At 42.7% G+C, this 21,191-nt stretch carries 16 protein-coding genes; 7 read left to right on the forward strand and 9 right to left on the reverse strand.

The annotated features are described in order from the left end of the window. Positions 1–2 precede the first annotated feature (2 nt). A complete protein-coding gene (locus ACEN82_RS11905) occupies positions 3–4,307 on the reverse strand; it encodes a hybrid sensor histidine kinase/response regulator (protein WP_413316997.1) in 4,305 nt (1,434 codons plus the stop codon). A gap of 173 nt (positions 4,308–4,480) precedes the next feature. Between ACEN82_RS11905 and ACEN82_RS11910 the strand changes: the two genes are divergently transcribed. Further along, on the forward strand, positions 4,481–4,693 hold the full coding sequence (locus ACEN82_RS11910) for a VF530 family protein (RefSeq protein WP_090525771.1): 213 nt from the start codon (positions 4,481–4,483) through the stop codon (positions 4,691–4,693). A gap of 63 nt (positions 4,694–4,756) precedes the next feature. On the opposite strand, the gene ACEN82_RS11915 is transcribed toward ACEN82_RS11910, so the two are convergent. The 4 genes from ACEN82_RS11915 to ACEN82_RS11930 all read right to left on the reverse strand — a co-directional run bounded on the left by ACEN82_RS11915 (position 4,757) and on the right by ACEN82_RS11930 (position 7,922). Beyond that, on the reverse strand, positions 4,757–6,055 hold the full coding sequence (locus tag ACEN82_RS11915; protein WP_413317000.1) for a DEAD/DEAH box helicase: 1,299 nt from the start codon (positions 6,053–6,055) through the stop codon (positions 4,757–4,759). A 406-nt stretch (positions 6,056–6,461) separates the two neighbouring features. Next, positions 6,462–7,274, reverse strand: coding sequence for a tRNA pseudouridine synthase A (locus ACEN82_RS11920; RefSeq protein WP_176624762.1), 813 nt, complete (start codon positions 7,272–7,274; stop codon positions 6,462–6,464). A gap of 93 nt (positions 7,275–7,367) precedes the next feature. After that, positions 7,368–7,592, reverse strand: a complete 225-nt coding sequence (locus ACEN82_RS11925) for a CDGSH iron-sulfur domain-containing protein (protein WP_090525766.1) — start codon at positions 7,590–7,592, stop codon at positions 7,368–7,370. Between the two features lie 102 nt (positions 7,593–7,694). Continuing rightward, positions 7,695–7,922 (reverse strand): hypothetical protein, encoded by a 228-nt coding sequence (locus ACEN82_RS11930; RefSeq protein ID WP_139159937.1) that lies wholly within the window; start codon positions 7,920–7,922, stop codon positions 7,695–7,697. Positions 7,923–8,070: 148 nt separating this feature from the next. Here ACEN82_RS11930 and ACEN82_RS11935 point away from each other — a divergent pair, with 148 nt between their 5' ends. The 4 genes from ACEN82_RS11935 to ACEN82_RS11950 all read left to right on the forward strand — a co-directional run bounded on the left by ACEN82_RS11935 (position 8,071) and on the right by ACEN82_RS11950 (position 13,175). Next, positions 8,071–9,102 (forward strand): aldo/keto reductase, encoded by a 1,032-nt coding sequence (locus tag ACEN82_RS11935; protein ID WP_413317003.1) that lies wholly within the window; start codon positions 8,071–8,073, stop codon positions 9,100–9,102. A 164-nt stretch (positions 9,103–9,266) separates the two neighbouring features. After that, positions 9,267–10,085 carry a peptidoglycan-binding domain-containing protein gene (locus ACEN82_RS11940; RefSeq protein WP_413317005.1) on the forward strand — a complete coding sequence of 273 codons (819 nt, stop codon included), beginning with the start codon at positions 9,267–9,269 and terminating at the stop codon, positions 10,083–10,085. Between the two features lie 326 nt (positions 10,086–10,411). Beyond that, positions 10,412–11,743, forward strand: a complete 1,332-nt coding sequence (locus ACEN82_RS11945; RefSeq protein WP_413317007.1) for a Gfo/Idh/MocA family protein — start codon at positions 10,412–10,414, stop codon at positions 11,741–11,743. Positions 11,744–11,813: 70 nt separating this feature from the next. Continuing rightward, a complete protein-coding gene (locus tag ACEN82_RS11950; RefSeq protein ID WP_413317009.1) occupies positions 11,814–13,175 on the forward strand; it encodes a 3-keto-disaccharide hydrolase in 1,362 nt (453 codons plus the stop codon). A gap of 166 nt (positions 13,176–13,341) precedes the next feature. Here the strand turns inward: ACEN82_RS11950 and ACEN82_RS11955 are convergent, their stop codons facing one another. The 4 genes from ACEN82_RS11955 to ACEN82_RS11970 all read right to left on the reverse strand — a co-directional run bounded on the left by ACEN82_RS11955 (position 13,342) and on the right by ACEN82_RS11970 (position 18,123). Beyond that, complete coding sequence (locus ACEN82_RS11955) at positions 13,342–14,370, reverse strand: GntR family transcriptional regulator (RefSeq protein WP_413317011.1); 1,029 nt, start codon at positions 14,368–14,370, stop codon at positions 13,342–13,344. Positions 14,371–14,487: 117 nt separating this feature from the next. After that, positions 14,488–15,501, reverse strand: coding sequence for a cytochrome d ubiquinol oxidase subunit II (locus ACEN82_RS11960; protein ID WP_413317013.1), 1,014 nt, complete (start codon positions 15,499–15,501; stop codon positions 14,488–14,490). Beyond that, positions 15,498–16,820, reverse strand: a complete 1,323-nt coding sequence (locus tag ACEN82_RS11965) for a cytochrome ubiquinol oxidase subunit I (RefSeq protein ID WP_413317015.1) — start codon at positions 16,818–16,820, stop codon at positions 15,498–15,500. Before ACEN82_RS11965 ends, ACEN82_RS11960 begins: the two co-directional genes overlap by 4 nt. Before the next feature lie 271 nt (positions 16,821–17,091). Then, complete coding sequence (locus ACEN82_RS11970; protein ID WP_188831952.1) at positions 17,092–18,123, reverse strand: LacI family DNA-binding transcriptional regulator; 1,032 nt, start codon at positions 18,121–18,123, stop codon at positions 17,092–17,094. A 130-nt stretch (positions 18,124–18,253) separates the two neighbouring features. On the opposite strand from ACEN82_RS11970, the gene ACEN82_RS11975 reads away from it, so the two are divergent. After that, positions 18,254–19,729 carry a xylulokinase gene (locus ACEN82_RS11975; RefSeq protein WP_413317018.1) on the forward strand — a complete coding sequence of 492 codons (1,476 nt, stop codon included), beginning with the start codon at positions 18,254–18,256 and terminating at the stop codon, positions 19,727–19,729. 113 nt (positions 19,730–19,842) lie between these two features. After that, on the forward strand, positions 19,843–21,168 hold the full coding sequence (xylA, locus tag ACEN82_RS11980) for a xylose isomerase (protein ID WP_373613818.1): 1,326 nt from the start codon (positions 19,843–19,845) through the stop codon (positions 21,166–21,168). Positions 21,169–21,191 lie beyond the last annotated feature (23 nt).

Here is a 21,191-nt window from a genome sequence, read left to right on the forward strand (position 1 = left end):
AGTTAAACATACTTGCCCTTTACATTTTTCATCATTTTGTAGGCACCCTTTAAAACATCGATCAATGCTTCGGTTTTCATAGGCTTGGCAATATAATCGTCCATGCCTTCGCTTATACACATATCCCGGTCGTCGGGGCCGGCATTAGCGGTCATAGCAATGATAAAAGGCTGCTTAAAAGCATATTGACGAATATGGCGGGTTGCCTCAAAGCCGTCCATTTCAGGCATTTGTACATCCATGAAAATCACGTCGAAGGTTGGATTAGCCCTTAATTTATCGAGCGTTTGATGTCCGTTATGGGCCAGTTCAAAACTATAGCCCAGCTTCTCCAACATGCGGCTAATGAGCTTTTGATTAACCGTGTTATCTTCAGCTACAAGTATGCTAAGGGGGTGATCTTTCGCAAAATTTATATCAAGTAATTTATCCGGCTTTGCTTCAGGAGCCGGCGCTTGTTTTTTTCCCTGGAACTCAGCCTGTAGGCTTTTACCTAATTGCGATTGTTTTACTGGCTTGGTTAAAATAGTTGAAAATAAACCCGGATATTTTTTCTTTGAACCATCGCCTATAGAACTGAGCATAATTACCGGCAATTCTCCATAATTGCTCTTGATTTCCCGCGCCAATCCTACACCATCCATCTCAGGCATTTCCATATCGGTTATAACCAGGTTAAATCCATTATTGGCAGTAAGGATGTCAAGCGCCTGCCTGCCCGAGGCCGCCGCCACCGTTTGAATTCCCCATTGTTCGAGCTGCGTTTGCAGGATAAACCGGTTCGTTTTATTATCATCAATAATAAGCACCTTTTTGCCCTCAAGCTCTTCGGCATTAAAAACAATAGGTACATGTTTCGACTGTTTGTTGCTGATAGTGGCTTTTATGGTAAATACAAAAACAGAGCCTTCACCATAAACACTTTCAGCCCATATTTCGCCCCCCATTAAGTTTACCAGGCGCTGGCTGATCACAAGACCAAGCCCGGTGCCTCCATATTTGCGCGTGGTAGATGAATCAACCTGCGAAAAAGCATTAAACAAGGTTGTCAATTTATCCTCCGGGATCCCTATACCGGTATCCATTACACTAAAACCAATCTCAATTTCCTTATCGCCAATATTTTTGGATAAGAATACTTTAATAAATACTTCACCGCGCTCGGTAAACTTAAGTGCATTGCCGGTTAAATTAGTGAGCACCTGTTTTAATCTCAAGCTATCGCCAACAATCTGCTGCGGCAGGGCGGGGTCAATCTGGTAAACCAGCTCCAGTTCGCGTTTGGCTGCATTTTGTGAAAAGATATCCATCACCTCTTCAATACACTGGCGCAGGTCAAAATCTTCCTGCTCCATTTCCATCTTTCCCGATTCGATTTTGGAGAAATCAAGGATATCATTGATCACATTTACCAAGCTATCACCGCAGGAAATAATGGTATCCGTATAATCGCGCTGCTCGGCATTCAGTTCAGTTTCGCCCAGTAGCGAGGCCATGCCAATAACGCCGTTCATGGGCGTTCTGATCTCATGGCTCATGGTAGCTAAAAATATGCTTTTGGCCTGGTTGGCTTTATCAGCTTCTTCCCGGGCCTCCCGTTCCTGTTCTTTTTGCAGTTGCAGCTCTTCCGACTGGGAAAGCAGTTCTTCGTTCAAAGCCTGTAACTCTTCTGACTGATTTTGGAGTTCGGCATTTAAGGTCTGCAGATTTTCGGATTGTGTTTTCAACTCTTCCGATTGTTGCATTACCTCGGCGGTACGTTCGCTAACCTGCTTTTCAAGCAGGTTTTTTTGTTTCACTATAGCATTTACTTTATAGCGATAAAATGCATAAATGGCCGTAACAATCAGCACGATCAGCAAACTGATAAACCACCAGGTAAGCCAGAAAGGCGGCAGCACAGTAACATTCAGGCTTACCTGCCGGATAGACCATTTACCATCGGCGCTGCGGCTTTTCACCCTGAATACATAATTTCCGGCCGGCAGATTGGTATACGTGGCCGTGTTTTTATTGCCTACATAATTCCATGCTTTATCAAAGCCGTCGAGTAGATAAGCATACGTTCCCTTGTTGCTTAGGGCAAAGTCCATAGATACATATTCAAACGATATAACCGATTGATCATGCGTTAAGGTTATTGATTTTGTTTCGGAAATATCTTCTTTCAGGGGCGAAGGATCATCGCTGTTTTGAGCTACGCGGATAGATTTGTTATAAATCTGAAAATCGGTAAGTACCAGTGGAGGGTTATATATATTTTCATGGATATTTTCAGGATTAAACATATTAAACCCGTTAACCCCGCCAAAGTACATGGTGCCATCATGACTTTTTACAGCCGAGTGAGGTTTAAACTCGTCGGCCTGTAAACCATCCTCAATGGTGAAATTTCTGAATTGGTTAGTTTTAGGATTGTATTTGGAAATGCCTTTATTGGTACTGACCCATAAATTACCGCTATTATCTTCTTCAACTGCGTAAGCGTAATCATTGGGAAGGCCATCCTTTGCTTTAAAATTTGTAACCTTACCTGTAGCAGGATTTAAGCGATAGATACCGCCGTAAGTGCAGATCCAGATATTACCCAGGTGATCTTCAAAAAGGTCGAGCGCGGTGTTGTTGCCTACCGCACTGTTCAGTTTTTCGTATTGTACCGGTTTAAATGAATCAGTTGCAGCATCATACAGGTTTACGCCTCCATCATTAGTGCCCACCCAAAGGTTACCTTTTGAATCGCCAAGCAGCGAATTGATATTATCACTGCTTATGCTTTTGGGGTTGCCGGGATCATGACGGTAATGAATAAACCTGTTGGTTTTAGGGTCAAATAAATCAAGCCCCGTCCCAAGCGTGCCAAACCATAGTTTTCCATCAAGTGTTTTAGTGATGGCATAAATGTTATTCCCGCCTATACTTGTACTATCGTCCGGATTATGTTTAAATGTCCTGAACCTGCGGGTTTGCGGGTTCATCATACTTACCCCATCGCCCCAGGTGCCAATCCACAGGTTATTTTTCGCATCTTCCTGTATAGCCAAAACATAGTTTCCGCAAATACTGGCATTGTCGTTTTTGTTGTTTTTATAAACCTTAAACTCACCCTTCTCCGGGTTGAAAAGATTGAGGCCGCCGCCATCTGTGCCTTGCCATATGTTGTTATTTTTGTCTTCGTAAATACTTAATACAAAGTTATTTGACAGACTATTTGGCTGTGCGCCGTGCTTGTAGTGTATGAAGTTTTCGCTTGTTTTTTTATAAAAGTTAAGGCCTGATGCAAATGCAGCGATCCATATATTTCCACTCTTATCTTTCAGGATTACATCTACCGAGTTATTAGCAATACTGCTGTTATCTACATCGTCCTCAAAATGGTTGTTAAATTTTCCTTCGGCATAATTAAAAATACTTAAACCGCCATTTTCCGTACCTATCCACAAGTTATGATTACTGTCTTCGACCATGCATTGTACCGTGTTGTACGAAAGGGAATTATTATCGTGCGGATCATTCTTATAATGAGTAAAAGTTTGGGTTGCCGGATTAAACAAATTAAGGCCCCCATCACTTAGCCCAACCCATAAACGATGATCGCTATCCTCCAAAATAGCATTGACCTTGTTGGCTGATATAGAAGAAGAGATGCTTTCATCATGAACAAAGCGGGTAAAATCACCGCTTTGAGGCTTATAAAGATTTAGTCCGCCGTAGGTTGTACCCACCCATACCTTATTTTGACTGTCCACATAAACTGTACGGACATTGTTATCGCTTAAACTGGTTGCATCGGCTGCATTATACCGGTAATGGGTAAACTTTTTTTTCGCGATATTAAACTGATCAAGACCTTCTTTTTGATTCGAGATCCACAGGTTGCCGCTTTTATCAAGCGCCATCTTAACTAAAATATCGCTCGCAATTGAATTGGTATTGTTTCGGTTATGGCGATAATGGATAAAACGATCAAGTTTACGGTCGTACATGTTTAATCCCCCGCCGCTGGTCGAGATCCACAGGTTTCCGTTTTTGTCCTCGAGTACATCTTGAACAAAGCTGTTGCTGATACTGTTAGTATCGTTAATGATGTTTTTAAAAACTTTGAATTTGTTCCCGTCATAACGGTTAAGACCGTCGCGTGTGCCCACCCATATAAAGCCGCGGCTGTCCTGCATAATGCAATTGATGTTTAACTCAGAAAGCCCTTCACGGCTGCCGATATGCTGAAAATGAATGGGGCGTTTTTGTGAGAACGCGCATAACGAAATAGCTTGCAACAATAAAACAAGATAACACTTATAGCTATTCATTAAAATATTTTTGGGCAAATTGAAGAAGTGGTTTAACCGTGCATGATTGGCTGCATTAAATTTAATAAAATTTACCGTTTATTAAATATCAGCTAATATCATTTACTATTTAAACGAGATGGTAACAAATTTTGTTATACCATTTTAACAAAACAAACATTTACTTTTGCCATATGCAGCAACAGCCCAATAACCCATTACATGGCAAAACACTTGAGAGGATCCTTAATGAACTGGTAGCTCACTTTGGCTGGAAAGAACTTGGCATACGGATCAGGATCAACTGTTTTAACGATGATCCAAGTATAAAATCAAGCCTCAAGTTTTTGAGAAAAACTGATTGGGCAAGGAAAAAGGTAGAAGAGTTGTATTTGGAGATAGTATAGTAAAAATGCGATAGAGACTTACGAAGTTTTTAAAACTGCGTAAGTCTGGATACAACGGAGTCTTTATCCGTGCTTTTTCTTCTTGTTCATTTTGGCCTTGGTACTAGCACTTAAATTATAAGTTTTAGCATTTGATGCTTTTTTTTCGTGAAAAGCTTCACCAACACCTGCGGGTTTAACATCTTCCTTAGCATCTGCTTTTTTAGGCTTCGACTCGGTTACTATCACCAAGTCATCCGGCAGCTCGGCGACAGGAATTTTATTCCCTATCATCTGCTCAATCTTTTTCACCTGGCTTAACTCAATATCAGTAGCAAATGTCATTGCCAGCGTTTCTTCCTTATCGTCAGGATTAGGATTTGCCACACGGCTAATAAACAGTTCATTATCTGCAGGCAAATCAAAATGGATCAGGAAGGGGATACCGCTCAGGTTAAGGTTTTCGTCATTTTCGTTAGTCACGATCAGGATTCTTGCACCCGCTTCGGCTTTAAATTCTTCAATGGTCTTGAACCCTTTTGAGTCGAAAAACTTGGGGTTTAAATATGCCACACCTGTACGTAAACGACTTTTAAGGCTTTGGAAAAGCTTTTCGGCAGTTGTTTGGGTGTTTACAAATACAATGGTTTTAGTAAACAGTTCTTCATCGTACATGAATAAATTGAGCAGGTTTAGCTTGGTACCAAAGTTTGGTACGTTATATAAAAGCTGCTCATGGGTTTCAATAGCCGTTTCGCCCAGTTCATCAACCTCAATTGTAGCCGGTTGCCTCATGAACGGATCAAGCATTTTTTCGAGTTTGGCGTGCATCAACTGGGTAAACACCAGGTGCTGGCCCTTGTCAATACTGTTAGCCAGTTCAACAACCGGCAATTGCAAACCTTTTTTTACGATCTGGTCGGCATCATCTATCACCAGCAAATCAACTTTATTTAAATTTAAGGCCAGTTTAAGATAGATGGCCCTTGCCCTATCGGGAGTGGCTACAACAATGTCGGCACCGTCGGCAAGCTCATCCATCTGGCTTTCAAAGCCAGGGGTGACGTACAGGCCAACTATGCGGATGGATTTATTTTTGTTAAGTCTGTCAAACTGTTCTATAACAGCAAACACCTGTTCTTTTTCGGGTACAAGCACCAATACACGCGGAACGCCTTCGGGAGCATAGTTAAAGCGGTTTAATACGCCTAATACATAAGTGGTGGTTTTTCCGCTGCCTTCAGGGCCAATGGCGATAATATCCTGCCCGCCAATAATGCGGTTGATGGTTTTAAGCTGGAGCTCTTTAGGGTTTGCAAAACCGGCTTCGTTTACCGAACGCAATAATTGTTTATTAAGCTTCAATTTATCAGACCACGCCATCAGGATACTATTAAAATTTAAAATGAGGGTGCAAAAGTACCAAATTAACGCGTTATATTTTTAAAAATCAGCAGATAAGGCGGGGGAACCGCATCCAAATATTTAGCGGCGACGATTTGTTGTAAGACCGCTAACAATATAAGGTTATGATCTTGATGAGCAATCAGTATCAAATGATACTTGTTTTAGGGCCGGATAGCGGTTAATGTTCCTGGATTCATCTGTACCTGCTTTTGCCGATAACCAGCACAAACATCCGGACATGTTTAAGTGCTCAAAAACATCAGTTAGTGTAACCCTTGCTCGGATTTAAGTTTCTGATTATTAGTTATTTAAGAGTTTTATATTTAAAAAGTGTTAACCCTGTTAACCCCCATTTGTGTACGTTTGCCATGGCAGATAAATGTTATAGAGGGTACCAGTCTGTACTGTTGAGCAGTGAAAATGCCGACCTCGGTTCAAGATCAAGGTAACGATAAGTTACTTTTGAAAGATACAAGCCCTGGGGGTGTGCCGGAATAATGATTTTGGGTGTTTGTTTGTTGGCAATATAAAACTCAAATTCATCTGTGCTCATCTGTCCTTTGCCAATTTCAAGCAGGCGGCCAACAGTGATCCTGATCATCTTATATAAAAAGCGATTGGCAGTAATGTTAAATCTGAGCTTGCTTCCATTGCCGTCGATATAAAGCCCTGCAGATTTTACGTGGCAAATAGTGTGCTCAATCCTGTCGGGCGTTTTGCACAAGGCGCGGAAGTCGGTGTAATGAGGCAGGATGGAAACAGCCTTTTTCATTGCATCCAAATCAAGATCCTGATCCGGATAAAGTGAACTGAAATTACTAAGAAATGGGTCTTTATAATTATGGATGAAATAATCATAGGTACGGATCACGCCATCAAAACGGGCATGCGGATCTCCCTGCATCGGGATAATATCAAATACAGCAATATCATCCGGCAGCAGTTTGTTAAGGCGAAACAGCAGGTCGAAATCTAAATTATCAGGAATATCTGCGTGAAAAAAATACTGACTTGCATGCACCTTGGCATCGGTACGGCCGCAACCATTAATGGCAACAGGTTGTTTCAGGATTTTAGAGAGGGCCGTTTCAATCACCTCCTGCACTGTAATTGCTTTTGAAAGTTTTTGCCAGCCCGAATACCTGGCGCCATGATAACCTATATGAAAAAAGTGCCGCCTTGTTGATTTAAGCATAGTTTTCAAAAATGCAGATTATTTAAAAAATCCTGTATAAAACAAAAGCCCAATGTAATTAAACACCGGGCTTAATGTATATAAAACAATTGTTTATACTTTTTTTGGAGGCAGATCAAATGCGATAGCGTTATGCTCGAAATGGCCTTTGTGCGAACCATCACAAAATGGTTTGTTTGCTGATAAGCCGCAACGGCAAATAGAAACCACAGTACGGCCCTGTAAACCGTAAGCGTTGCCCTGCATATCAACAATTTCAAAATCGCCCTCTATTTTAACCGAACCGTTATTATTAATGGTAAGTTTAGTTTTCTCCATGTGTTAAGTTTTGGCCAAAGTTAAAACTTGACAGGCCGCCAAAATTGTTTATTTGTTATTTAGAAGTGTTCCTGATTGGACGAAACAGAGGAGCGGATTAATTTAGTTGAATGACTGGTTAAACGCTACAAGCACCTGCAAAAACACGTCCCTGTCGAGTGCAAAGGAGGAAGGCTGTTCGGGTTTTAACGGTCTGCCATTTTTTATTTTAAGCGGAAATAACGCTATGAAATCACGGATACTGATTTCATACCTTAGCATAGGATCGCGGCGATGGATTTCTTCCAGCCTCATCTCAAAAAGGGAAACGCTTAGCGGGTCTGCAATCATTACCCAAAATTAATATTTGTTTACCGCTCTGCACTGAAACACCGGCCATAAATGACAAACTTATGATCTGAAAAAATCCCTGCCGGTAACCATTCCGCATAAATTTGTGATACAGGCTACCGCCTGCTACATCATAAAACATTAAACTATGGAATACAGACAATTAGGCGCATCCGGTTTAAGGGTGCCGGTATTAAGTTTCGGCACTGCCACATTTGGCGGTGGTAATGAATTTTTTAAAGCATGGGGCAACACCCAGGTTGATGAGGCAAAAAAGCTGGTTAACATTTGCCTTGATGCAGGTGTTAACTTATTTGACACCGCGAACGTTTATTCGCACGGCATCTCTGAAGAAATATTAGGTAAGGCCCTGGAAGGTATCCGTAATGAAGTACTGATTTCCACCAAAGCCACGTTTACTATGGGGCAGGGCGTTAATGATTATGGTTCGTCACGCTATCACCTGATTAAGTCGGCCGAAGACAGCCTGCGCCGCTTAAATACCGACAGGATTGATATTTATCATATGCACGGCTTTGATGCCAACACCCCGGTTGAAGAAACACTAAGGGCTTTGGACGACCTGGTTACCAGCGGTAAAGTGCGTTATATTGCGTGCTCCAATTTTTCGGGCTGGCATTTAATGAAATCACTATCGGTGTCTGAAAGATATGGGTGGAGCCGTTATGTAGCCCATCAGGCATATTATTCGTTGCTTAACCGCGAGTTTGAATGGGAGCTGATGCAATTAGGTATCGATCAAAAAGTAAGCACTATTGTTTGGAGCCCGCTATCATCCGGCCAGCTGAGCGGAAAATTCAGAAGGGGAGAGCCAATCCCCGAAAACTCAAGGACCGTGCAGGGCGGCGCCCATGGCCCGGCTACAAATTTTGATCATTTATACAATATTGTTGATGTGCTTGACGAAGTTGCTGAAGAAACCGGTAAATCTGTGGCACAGGTGGCATTTAATTGGTTACTGCAACGGCCTACTATTGCCAACCTGGTAATTGGCGCACGTAACGAAGAGCAACTTAAGCAAAACCTTGGCGCAATAGGATGGAATTTGACAGTTGAGCAGGTTAAAAAATTGGATGCCGCCAGCGAGGTAGACCCAATATATCCATACTGGCACCAGCGCCAGAACTTAAAGCTGGTGCCGCTGCCGATACAATATTAAAAATCACTAACAGGAAAGCTTACGTAAAACTACGTAAGCTTTCCTGTTAAATCCCGTAACAGTACGCTGTTATAGTTGTAATGATTGCTTTAGCTTTGCTTTTGAAGGTAATGAAATATCCATTATTACGATATCTAAACCTTATCACTATTATACCTTTCTTTATGATCAAAAAACAATACCTCAAAGAAATAGCTATATCGGCTACCCAACAAAAAGGCGGTGCCTCAAACAATCAAAAAGAAGTAAGTAAAATTCAAAGCTGGCTTAACCTGTATGCGGTTACCAATCCTTCGGCAGGTACAGCAACAGGCATTGACGGTAGCTTTGGCCCGGGCACCGAAACAGCAGTTAAGAATTTTCAAAAGGCAAAAAGCCTACCGCAAACCGGCATTGTTGACAGCAATGTTTTCGGTGAGTTATGCCAACCCATGATAAAAGCATTTAAAAGCCCGGTAGCAGGTACCGGCTTAAGGGAATTGGTTGTGAATACAGCTATTCAACATTTAGGTAACGCGCCATTTGAACTTACCATTAAGGGGCAAAGTAATTGCGGTCCCTGGGTGCGGGCCTATATGGATAATAATGAAGGAACAGAGTGGTTTTGGTGTATGGGGTTTGTACAAACCATCATTGACCAGGCCGCAAGCCAATTAGGAAAAGATTTTCGTACACTTATGCCGCTAACCTACAGTTGCGATACTGTGGGTACTACCGGCATTAATAAAGGTTTGTTAAGCCGTGTTGCAACAGTGAGGGCTAATCCTGCTGTAGTGAGGCCCGGCGATATTTTCCTGGTTCAGAAAACGCCTAACGACTGGGTACATACAGGTATTGTTATTGGCGTGCATGGCGATTTATTTGACACCATTGAGGGAAATACCAATACCGATGGAAGCAGCAACGGCAACGGTGTATACAAACGTGTACGTAATTTTCAAACCTCAAAGCTCGATGTGTTTTCAATACAACCTCTCGTTTAAAGCATGTTCTGCAAATTAATACTCCCGGAGCCCCTTGATGGGGCTTTTCGCTTTAAAAGCTAAAAGCTTAAGGCTGAAAGCCTAAAGCCAATAGTTTGATAGTCGAAATTATTTAACGTTGACTATCTTCGCTTTCAGCCTTAGGCTTTCTGCTTTAAGCTTAAGTAACATTTATGATCTTCACTTTCAGTCCAATTAAGTAACAGTTAAATTACAATTGCTTCATAAAAAAATGGCAGGATAGCTTTAGCCCTTTCCAAAACTTATTTAATTTGCGGGGCGGTCCGCCGGGGCACGCTTATCAACCCAATTAACCTGTTTTGAATATGATCAATCGTAGAAAGTTTATTCAATCCACTGCTGTAGCTGGTACAAGTTTCCTGCTTGCTCCGCAACTATCAAAAGCTACCGGATTTTTTAAAGGATCTCCCAACGACAAAGTAGTATTGGGAATGATGGGCACTAACAGCCGTGGACTATACCTTGCTCAAAGTTTTGCCAAGTTGCCCAATGTAGAGATAGGTTATATCTGCGATGTTGACTCAAACGTAGTTGCAAAAACGATTGATGCCATCTACAAGCAAACAGGCAAAAAGCCGCAGGGATTAACAGATATCCGCAAAATGCTGGAGATAAAGGATCTTGATGCGGTAGTGGTTGCCCCGCCCGATCACTGGCACGCACCCGCAACCATTATGGCCTGCCAGGCCGGCAAACACGTGTATGTAGAAAAGCCTTGCAGTCATAATCCGCACGAGGGAGAGATGGCCGTTGAAGCAGCAAATAAATATAAACGACTGGTGCAAATGGGCAGCCAGCGCCGCTCATTCTCCAATGTGCAGGCCATGGTGAAGGAACTGCATGACGGGGTAATCGGTCGTACTTACTATGCAAAGGGCTGGTATACCAATCATCGCGCAAGTATTGGTAAAGGCAAACAGGTATCTGTACCTGCCAATTTAAATTATGATTTGTGGCAGGGGCCGGCGCCAAGAAAGCCGTACCAGGATAACCTGATCCATTATAACTGGCACTGGTTTTGGAACTGGGGCACAGGCGAGGCCCTGAATAATGGTACGCATGAACTGGACGTGATTCGTTGGGGGCTCGGAGTTGATTACCCGAGCAAAGTGGTATCAACAGGCGGCCGCTTCCATTTTAATGACGACTGGCAAACGCCGGATACGCAAAACATCCTTTACAATTTCCCCAATAACACCGCTGCAGAGTGGGAATGCCGTAGTTGCAACGGCTTCGATATCGAAAAGTTAAGCAGGGGGGTAGTATTTTATGGAGATAAAGGAACCCTTTTTTATGATAGCGGCAATAGCTACCGGGTTTACGACGGAGATAACAAATTGGTAAAAGAAATTAAAGATGATACCAAGGTTGATGGCACCAACAAGGTAAGCCCAACGGAGGCGTTGGATGGCTTCCACATGAAAAACTTTGTCGATTCAGTAAGAGGGACAGATAAACTGAACTGCCCGATTGAGATCGGTTTCAAATCAACACTGTTGCCGCAATTAGGCAATATCTCATATCGCGTCGATCGTGTATTGCATATCGATCCCAATAATGGTCATATTTTAAATGACCCTGAAGCTCAAAAGCTTTGGAGCCGCGAATATGAAAAGGGTTGGGAAGTGAAGGTGTAATTTCTTAATTACGCTGTTGCTTCGTGTTCGCAATGACGATTTATTTTAATCAAACAAGAAAATATCAAATATGAAAAAAATAATCTACCCTGCAATTATGCTTTTGGCGTCAACGGCATTTAGCCCAGTAAGCGCGCAAACCAAACTGTTTGATGGTAAAACCCTAAAAGGCTGGAAAAAACTTGCTGGCAATGCCGATTATAAAGTAGAAGACGGCGCTATAGTAGGCACTACTGTACTCAACTCGGGCAATTCATTTTTAGTTACCGAAAAGGAATACGGTAATTTTATATTAGAGCTGGATGCAAAAATTGAAAGTGACTTGAGTAATTCGGGCGTGCAAACCCGCAGCCATTACGACCCGGCCGGTAATAAGGGCAAAGGAAAAGTTTATGGCAGGCAATTTGAAATAGACCCATCTTCACGCAAATGGACTGGTGGCATTTATGACGAAGGCCGGCGCGATTGGCTTTATCCGCTGGATCTCAACCCAAAAGCAAAAGACGCTTTTAAAGTAGGCGAATACAACCACATCAAAATTGAATGTATCGGCAACGAAATGAAGACATGGGTAAATGGTGTCCCTGCAAGCGATGTTGTTGATACTATCGATAGCAAAGGCTTTATAGGTTTACAGGTGCATGCGGTAAGTGAGGAAAAACAGGCAGGCAAAAAGGTATACTTTAAAAATATTAATCTAAAAACCAATAATTTAAAAGCCACCCCTTTTCCAAAGGATGTGTATGTTGTTAACCTTACACCAAACAGCGTAACAGCGGCCGAAAAAGCAAATGGCTGGAAGTTATTATATGATGGCAAAACCAATACCGGCTGGCGCGGTGCAACCCTCAAAGGTTTTCCTGAAAAAGGCTGGGAATATGCTAACGGCACTATGCACGTGCTGCCATCTGCAGGACAAGAAGAATCAGGCGGCGGCGATATCGTAACCAATGATAATTATAGCGCTTTTGACCTGTCGTTTGAGTTTAAGCTTACTCCGGGTGCTAATAGCGGTGTTAAATATTTTGTCACCCTGTCTGAAGTTACCAAAGGGTCGGCTATTGGCCTGGAGTACCAGGTACTTGATGATAAACTGCACCCCGATGCCAAACTTGGCCGTGATGGCGACCGTACATTAGCCTCGTTGTATGACCTTATCAAAGCCAATAAACAAGAACGTTTTATACACCCGATAGGTGCCTGGAATACTGGTCGTGTGGTAGTATATCCAAACAACCATGTTGAGCACTACCTGAACGGCGTTAAAGTACTGGAATACGAACGCGGTTCAAAAGCTTTCCGCGACCTGGTAGCCATCAGCAAGTACAAAATTTGGAAAAACTTCGGCGAAGCTGCCGAGGGCCATTTATTGCTACAGGATCATGGCAATGAGGTATTTTTCAGAAGCATTAAGGTTAGGGAGTTGAAGTAAAATACCTGCGCTCGTTTTTAACGACTGCTTAATATGGTTGGCGATTGTATCGCCAGTTGCGTTGTAAACGCAAACCCACGTTAAGCACTCGTTAAAAACGTGCGCAAGTTGAGTCTTCAATTATCGTTACTTTTAAACTGTCGTTCTCCCTTTAGGGGTTAGGGTGCTACAACGAACTCCTCAACCTCACCGTAAACGGAACCGCGAAATGCTCGTGGCAGTTATTCAGCGCAAACTCGGCGGTTTTGCTGCCCATCAATTTAAAGTCGGTTGAGATGGTAGTGATACCGTCAAGAATGATCTCTTTAAGCGCCGTTTCGTTATAGGATATCACACCAACGTCCTTAGCCACTTTTAAATCGGAGGCGATGATCTTTTTAATGAGCTCAACCAGGTCATCCTCTGTAAGACTAATATATACCGTATTTTTTTGGATAGTTTCTGTAGATAACGTTTCAACAATATCATACTCAAAAGCATACTGCCTGCAAAAATTCAGGAAACCCTTCATGATCTCCTTGGAGTGATAGGTTTTGCCGGGGAAGATCAGCTTAAGCGTATGATATTTACTCAGGTTATCCAGCATACTTTTCAGCGCCTCGTATACATCCGTAGCAAAGTTTTCATATATCGCTGCAAATTTACCGTTTACACCAGGTACCAGGTTATCCAGTAAAATCAGCTTGTCTTTAGGGATGGTATTGATAATTTCATGAGCCTTGGTTTCATTATCTAAAAAATGTGGGATAATGATGTATTTGGCATAATCGCTCTGGATACTTTCGGCAATGATCTTTTTAAAAAAGTAAAAATCGTTGTTGTAGATATAAAAATCTATAGCAGCCTGCTCGCCGATAGTAGCAACAAAGGCATCATAAATAATTTTCTTGTGCGCGCTGAGTTTGTTGAACAGTAGGAAGATCTTGAGTGGCTTCTGAAAATCGGTATTGGAAATAAAAAAGCCTTTTCCCGGAACCGAGCTTACTATGCCTTTTTCCTTCAGTTCCTTATAAACGCGCTCAATGGTATTGCGGGAAGTATCCAGTGCATAGCTGAGATCATTGATTGAAGGGAGCATATCATCCTTTACAATCTGCCCGCTTTCAATGGCCCTGATAATAGCATTGGAGAGTTGCAGGTACTTAGGCGTAATGGAATATTCGTCGATTGACAGGATCTTTAAATAATTCTTCACAACACAAATGTAATATTTGACAGCACATCTCGTCTTTTAAACAAGACAGATAAAGACGGTCAAGCTTTTTAATTAAATATTACAATCAAATCAACGAAATCAGCGTAATCAAAAAAATCAACGGTCTTTTTTCTTAAACGCGTAATACAAATACCCCAGCGCCGGTAGTATAAACAAACTACCCACCAATAAACCAATCCCCAGGTCATCGATACTATTGCTATTAGCATGTTCGGTAAGTAAGGACATGGAGCTGCCATCCTTAAAAATAACAAATCTCGGGAATCGCGAAAACCCAACCGATATCAATATCATACACACCTGGAAGGCCGCAAGCACCCTGATCCACTGCCTGTTCCTGCGGTGTGATATAATCAGATAAAGTACCGCCAATGAAATGGTTGCAGCAATTACCGCAACTAAACTTACGGAGTTACCAAAGATCCAGTTAGCGAGGTGAACATGTTCAAAATGAGATGCCAGGAATACCAATGCACCGCATATTACGGCAGCAATGTTCATGACCTTTGCCTTGCGGATGTAGCGTTTAATTTCGTCAACATCTTCCGTTTCACCAACTATATAAATAGCTGCGAGGAAGCCGCATAGTGCCACGGTAAAAAAGCCGACAGATACCGAAAACCAGTTGAACCAGCTAAAGATGTAAGCGTGCACAAAATCAGTGGCTTTAGGATCAATCTGCCCCGATAGGGCACTGCCTGCAATGATACCCAGGAACAACGGCGTAACAAAACTTGAATAAACGAATATATGTGTATAAAATGCCTGTGTTTTTTCGTCTTTAATGGCATCATAGTTACGGAACGAAAATGCGGTACCCCGGGCTATAACGCCAAGCAACATCACCAGTAGCGGAATATGTAAATAAATACACATTTCACTGTAAATAACGGGGAAGCCTACAAAGAGCACCACCACAGTAATGATGAGCCACATGTGATTGGCCTCCCAAATGGGGCCGATAGCCTGGTACATGATTTTACGGGTGCGGTATTTGTTATCGGTTGATGTAAAAAGTTCGATAATGCCGGCGCCGAAATCAGCTCCGCCCAATAAAAAGTAGAGGGTGATAGCCGCAAAAAGAAATAGGATTACAATATATAGCATCATGACTGAGCGGTTTTACGGTCATACAATTCAGGCACCATCTGGATTTGCCTTTTTAATAAAAATATAACAGCTACACTCAGCGTAAAATAAATAAAGCTGAACAGGTAAAATGAATATTGGATACCCGGCATTGGCGTAACTGCCTCGCTGGTACGCATAACACCTTGTATGATCCAGGGCTGCCGGCCAACCTCGGTCACCGTCCAGCCGGCCTCGAGGGCTATAAAGCCCAGTGGAGTTGCCCAGATAAAGGTTTTCAGGAACCATGGTTTGGAGAGCAGGTCCTTCTTTTTCCAGAGTTCGTAAAAATAAATGACCCCTATCAGCATCATCAAAACGCCTATACCCACCATAATCTGGAATGCGTAATGAGTAACAGCCACCGGCGGCTGGTTTTTAACAGGGATTTTATCCAACCCGTTTACCTGTGTTTTAAAATTGTCATGCACTAAAAAGCTTAACAGGCCGGGGATCTCTAAACCGTAATTCACTTTTTTCGCAGCGGTATCAGGAATACCACCGATAACTAGCGGTGCGTATTCCTGGGTGTGAAAATAAGCTTCCATTGCAGCCAGTTTTGCGGGCTGGCGTTTAGCTGCATTTTTGGCTGATAAGTCGCCGCTGAAAGGTTGTAAAATAGCTGCGGCTGCCCCAAAGATGATAGCTATTTTAAACGCCTTAGTATGGAAAGCGATATTCTTTTTACGGTAGATCATGAGCGCATGGATCCCGGCCACTGCAAAACCTGTTGCCGAAAAGGCGGCTATGATCATATGTAATGACTCGGAAAACCAGGCCTTGTTAAACATGGCTTTTACAGGGTCGATATTGACATACTGTCCGTTCACAAAATCAAACCCGGATGGACTATTCATCCATGAATTGGCTGACACTACGAGGATACCTGATGCAACGCCGCTTATACCGACAATAACCCCGGCTGTCCAATGTACCCAGTTATTTAATTTGTTCCAGCCATAAAGGAATAAGCCAAGTGCTATAGCTTCGATGAAAAAGGCGACGCCTTCTAACGAAAACGGCATCCCGAAGATCGGTCCGGCGTGTTTCATGAAGCCGGGCCAAAGCAAGCCGAGTTCAAAAGAGAGCATGGTGCCGGACACCGCGCCGGTAGCAAAAAATATAGCCACGCCTTTACTCCAGGCAACAGTGATGTTTTTATAAACCTGGTCCTGAGTTTTGATCCATTTATAATGCGATATAGCCATGAAAACCGGCATTACCATACCGATACAGGAGTATATGATATGAAAACCTAAGGATAAAGCCATTTGAGATCTGGCGGCTAAAAAATCATCCATACGTGTTATACTTAAATAATGGTTGAAATTAAAGCTTAATGTAACAAATCTGTAACTAAATGCTTATCGATATTGAATTTAAAATATATTTTTTATCGGGAAAGAGTTGGATTTGTGGTAGAATTTTAGTAAAAATTACGAATAAAAAATGTCATTGAGGCACGAAGCAATCGCACGGAAGCACTGCCGCTCTGTATAGCATGCGATTGCCACGCTACGCAATGACATTTATTTTGATCTTTATAAATCATCAATCTTATAAGGAGCTAACTTATCCCTTCTTTGCTGTTGATCCTCTTATAATCAATTCAGGCTTAATGCTGATGATCTTGGGTTTAACCGAAACCTCGATGCTGGCAATCTCCTGGAAAAACAGGTTGCCAATGGTTTTGCCCATATAAACACTAAACTGATCTATGGTAGTTATCGATGGACTGGTAATCTCCGTAAAAGCTTCATTAGAGTAGCCGCAAATGCCCAATTCTGAAGGCACCTTGATATTCATGATATTAGCTACCTCCAAGACACCTAAAGCCGAAAAGTCAGATGTAGAGGCAAATATAGCATCCGGCGGGTGGGGGAGGTTAAGCAGTTTACGGGTAGCTTCGGCACCAAGCTCCTTTGTCCACGCATTTTCAACCACCAGTTCATCAATCACTTTCACCTTATGCGTTTCTAATGCTCTTAGGTACCCGTTTTTTCGCTGGCGAAAAATGTTTAGGTTTTGCGGGCCTTCAAGTAAGGCGATACGTTTATAGCCGTTTTCTATCAGGTGCGATACCGCTTCAAATGAGGCCTGTTCGTTATCGTTGATCACTTTAAGGGTTTCCAGCTCTTCGGCAACACGGTCAAACTGGATCAGCTGAATGCCATGGTCAAGCACATTTTGCAGGTGCTGGTAATCATAGCTATCGGCCGATACCGAGATCACAATACAATCCACATGTTGGTTAATGAGCGTATTAACGCACTGGATCTCTTTATCATGCACTTCGCCCGACTGGCAGATGATGAGGTTATATCCTTTTTGATAGGTTGTTTCCTCAATGCCAGCTATCACGTTACTGAAAAAGTTCTGGTTTATCCGCGGCACCACTACGCCAATAGTTTTTGAATGCCCTTTGCGCAGGTTGGAGGCAAGGGTGTTGCGTTTATAATTGAGCTCATCGGCGGTTTTGATGATCAGTTCCCTGGTTTTTTCGTTCACCTGGCTGCTGTTATTCAGCGCTCTTGATACGGAAGACGCGGTTATGCCGAGCTTAGCGGCAATGTCATAAATGGTGGTGCGTTTAACTTTCTTCATTATAGCGTGCAAGTTGGAAAAAATATTTTACGCAATCGATTGCAATTTTTATTTATTTCTTTATTTTCGTTGCGTTAAGTTACCAATTAATAAATACAACCAAAAAATCATACAAAAATCTGAATAGGCTATGCTGTTATTAGGGATCGATATAGGTACTTCGTCGGTAAAAGTAAGTGTTGTTGACGCCGCAACGCAAAAAACAATCGCTTCGGCACAATACCCTGACCAGGAGTCGCCAATCAAAGCATTGCATCCCGGTTGGGCCGAACAATCTCCCTCAATGTGGTGGGAGCAGGCAGAAAAAGCATTGGAGCGCTGTCGTGCTAAGGGAGGTTACAACTCAAAAGATATAGCTGCCATTGGTATCGCTTACCAAATGCACGGCCTGGTATTGGTTGATAAAAATCAAAACGTACTTCGTGATAGTATTATATGGTGCGATAGCCGCGCTGTTGAAATTGGCGATAAAGCTTTTGCCACCATTGGCGAAGAGCATTGCTTATCGCACCTCCTCAATTCGCCGGGAAACTTTACAGCTTCAAAACTGGCTTGGGTAAAAGAGAACGAACCGGAGATCTACAGTAAAATAGATAAGATCATGCTGCCTGGTGATTACATCGCCATGAAGCTTACCGGCGAGATCTCCACATCTGTATCGGCATTATCTGAAGGGGTGTTTTTTGATTTCAAAACCAATGGCATCTCCAAAGAGATCATCAATTATTTTGGTTTTGACGAAAGCCTGTTTCCGGTTATTAATCCTGTATTTTCATCGCACGGAAGTTTGCAGGCATCAGTCGCCGAAAAACTGAATTTAAAGGCAGGCATTCCTGTTACCTATAAATCAGGAGATCAGCCCAACAATGCTTTATCGTTAAATGTACTTAACCCTGGCGAGGTAGCTGCCACCGCAGGTACCTCGGGCGTGATATATGGTGTGGATGATCAGTTGGTTTTTGATCAGCAATCACGCATCAATACCTTTGCACACGTTAATTATGCCACCGAACAAAAAAGACTTGGTGTATTACTTTGCATTAACGGCACAGGCAGTCTATATCGCTGGGTAAAAAACACATTCGGTAAAGGCTATAGCTATAACGAAATGAATGGCGAAGCTGAAAAAGCCCCCTTGGGCAGCGAAGGCTTGCAGGTATTGCCATTTGGCAACGGTGCCGAGCGCATGCTAAATAACAAACAGGTTGGCGCGCATTTTCAAAATATCGACCTTAACCTGCATACACCGGCACATATTTTCAGAGCTGTGCAGGAGGGGATAGCCTCGTCCTTCCGCTATGGTTTTGACATTATGCGCGGCAATGGTATGAACCCCACTGTGATCCGCGCGGGTAAAAGCAACCTTTTCCTGAGCGACCTGTTCACCCAAACTTTTGTAAATGCCACGGGCGTTCCTGTCGAGCTCTATAATAACGACGGCAGTGTAGGCGCGGCTTTAGGCGCAGGTATAGGCGCAGGCATCTTCAAATCTCCATCCGAAGCATTCAGCAATATCAAAGCCATCAAACTGGTTGAACCTACTACAGACCAATTTGAACCGGTTTACCAGGAGTGGAAAACCCTTTTGGAAGCGCGCTTAAGGTGAAAGGGAAAAGGTTAAAGGCGAAAGGTATTGCCCCGTATATCTAAATCAATAATTCAACAATTATCTAATAAAAACAATCACTAATTCAATAACTCAGTAAATCAATAATTAAAATGATAGTAACAGGCGAAAAAGAATTTTTCAAAGAAATAGGCCAGATAAAATTTGAAGGCCTTGAATCAGACAATCCACTGGCGTTTCGCTGGTATGACGCGGACAGGGTAGTGGCAGGCAAAACCATGAAAGATCATTTACGCTTTGCCGGTGCTTACTGGCATTCGTTCTGCGGTAACGGTGCCGATCCGTTTGGCGGCGCTACACACGTTTTCCCTTGGGATGAAAAAGCTGACGCTGTTGAGCGAGCTAAAGACAAAATGGATGCAGCGTTTGAGTTCTTGACCAAAATGAACCTGCCTTACTACTGTTTCCACGACGTTGATGTGGTTGACTATGGTAATGATGTTGCTGAAAACGATCGCCGTTTGCAGGCTTTGGTTGATTATGCCAAACAAAAACAGGCTGCCAGCGGTGTAAAATTACTTTGGGGTACTGCAAACCTGTTCAGCCACAAACGTTATATGAACGGTGCATCAACCAACCCCGATTTTCATGTATTGGCTCATGCCGGTGCGCAGGTAAAAGCGGCACTTGACGCAACGATTGCATTAGGCGGCGAAAATTATGTTTTCTGGGGTGGTCGTGAAGGTTATATGAGCCTGTTGAATACCAATATGAAACGCGAACAGGAGCATTTGGCTAAGTTTTTACATACTGCTAAAGATTATGCCCGCAAGCAAGGTTTTAAAGGCACGTTCTTTATTGAGCCAAAACCATGCGAGCCAACCAAACACCAGTATGATTATGATGCGGCCACCGTATTAGGTTTTTTACAGAAATACGACCTGATCAACGATTTTAAACTGAACCTTGAAGTTAACCACGCCACTTTAGCAGGTCATACTTTCCAGCACGAACTACAGGTTGCTGCCGATTCGGGTTTATTAGGTTCGATAGATGCAAACCGCGGTGACACGCAAAATGGCTGGGATACCGACCAGTTCCCTAACGATATTAATGAAGTAACCGAGTGCATGCTGATCATTCTTGAGGCAGGCGGTTTCCAGGGTGGTGGTATTAATTTTGATGCCAAGATCCGCCGTAACTCAACCGATCCGGCTGATTTGTTCTATGCTCACATTGGTGGCATGGACCTTTTCGCAAGGGCTTTGGTTACTGCTGACAACATTTTGCAAAAATCGGAGTATAAAAAATTACGTACCGACAGGTATGCCTCATTTGATGCGGGCACCGGGAAAGATTTTGAAGAGGGTAAGGTTTCTTTGGAAGATTTGCGTAACTATGCGATAGCTAACGGCGAACCTAAAGTGACAAGTGGTAAACAAGAATACATCGAAAATTTGATAAATCGATATATATAGTTTATAATTGTCAATCATACATA

The organism is Mucilaginibacter sp. Mucisp73 (assembly GCF_059491465.1).

Coding starts and splice junctions, on each gene's coding strand:
- ACEN82_RS11935 (WP_413317003.1), top strand. CDS start 8,071: ATGGAATACAGACAATTAGGCGCATCCGGTTTAAGGGTGCCGGTATTA.
- ACEN82_RS11910 (WP_090525771.1), top strand. CDS start 4,481: ATGCAGCAACAGCCCAATAACCCATTACATGGCAAAACACTTGAGAGG.
- ACEN82_RS11930 (WP_139159937.1), bottom strand. CDS start 7,922: ATGATTGCAGACCCGCTAAGCGTTTCCCTTTTTGAGATGAGGCTGGAA.
- ACEN82_RS11950 (WP_413317009.1), top strand. CDS start 11,814: ATGAAAAAAATAATCTACCCTGCAATTATGCTTTTGGCGTCAACGGCA.
- ACEN82_RS11920 (WP_176624762.1), bottom strand. CDS start 7,274: ATGCTTAAATCAACAAGGCGGCACTTTTTTCATATAGGTTATCATGGC.
- xylA (WP_373613818.1), top strand. CDS start 19,843: ATGATAGTAACAGGCGAAAAAGAATTTTTCAAAGAAATAGGCCAGATA.
- ACEN82_RS11905 (WP_413316997.1), bottom strand. CDS start 4,307: ATGAATAGCTATAAGTGTTATCTTGTTTTATTGTTGCAAGCTATTTCG.
- ACEN82_RS11940 (WP_413317005.1), top strand. CDS start 9,267: ATGATCAAAAAACAATACCTCAAAGAAATAGCTATATCGGCTACCCAA.
- ACEN82_RS11960 (WP_413317013.1), bottom strand. CDS start 15,501: ATGATGCTATATATTGTAATCCTATTTCTTTTTGCGGCTATCACCCTC.
- ACEN82_RS11975 (WP_413317018.1), top strand. CDS start 18,254: ATGCTGTTATTAGGGATCGATATAGGTACTTCGTCGGTAAAAGTAAGT.
- ACEN82_RS11970 (WP_188831952.1), bottom strand. CDS start 18,123: ATGAAGAAAGTTAAACGCACCACCATTTATGACATTGCCGCTAAGCTC.
- ACEN82_RS11965 (WP_413317015.1), bottom strand. CDS start 16,820: ATGGATGATTTTTTAGCCGCCAGATCTCAAATGGCTTTATCCTTAGGT.
- ACEN82_RS11925 (WP_090525766.1), bottom strand. CDS start 7,592: ATGGAGAAAACTAAACTTACCATTAATAATAACGGTTCGGTTAAAATA.
- ACEN82_RS11945 (WP_413317007.1), top strand. CDS start 10,412: ATGATCAATCGTAGAAAGTTTATTCAATCCACTGCTGTAGCTGGTACA.
- ACEN82_RS11915 (WP_413317000.1), bottom strand. CDS start 6,055: ATGGCGTGGTCTGATAAATTGAAGCTTAATAAACAATTATTGCGTTCG.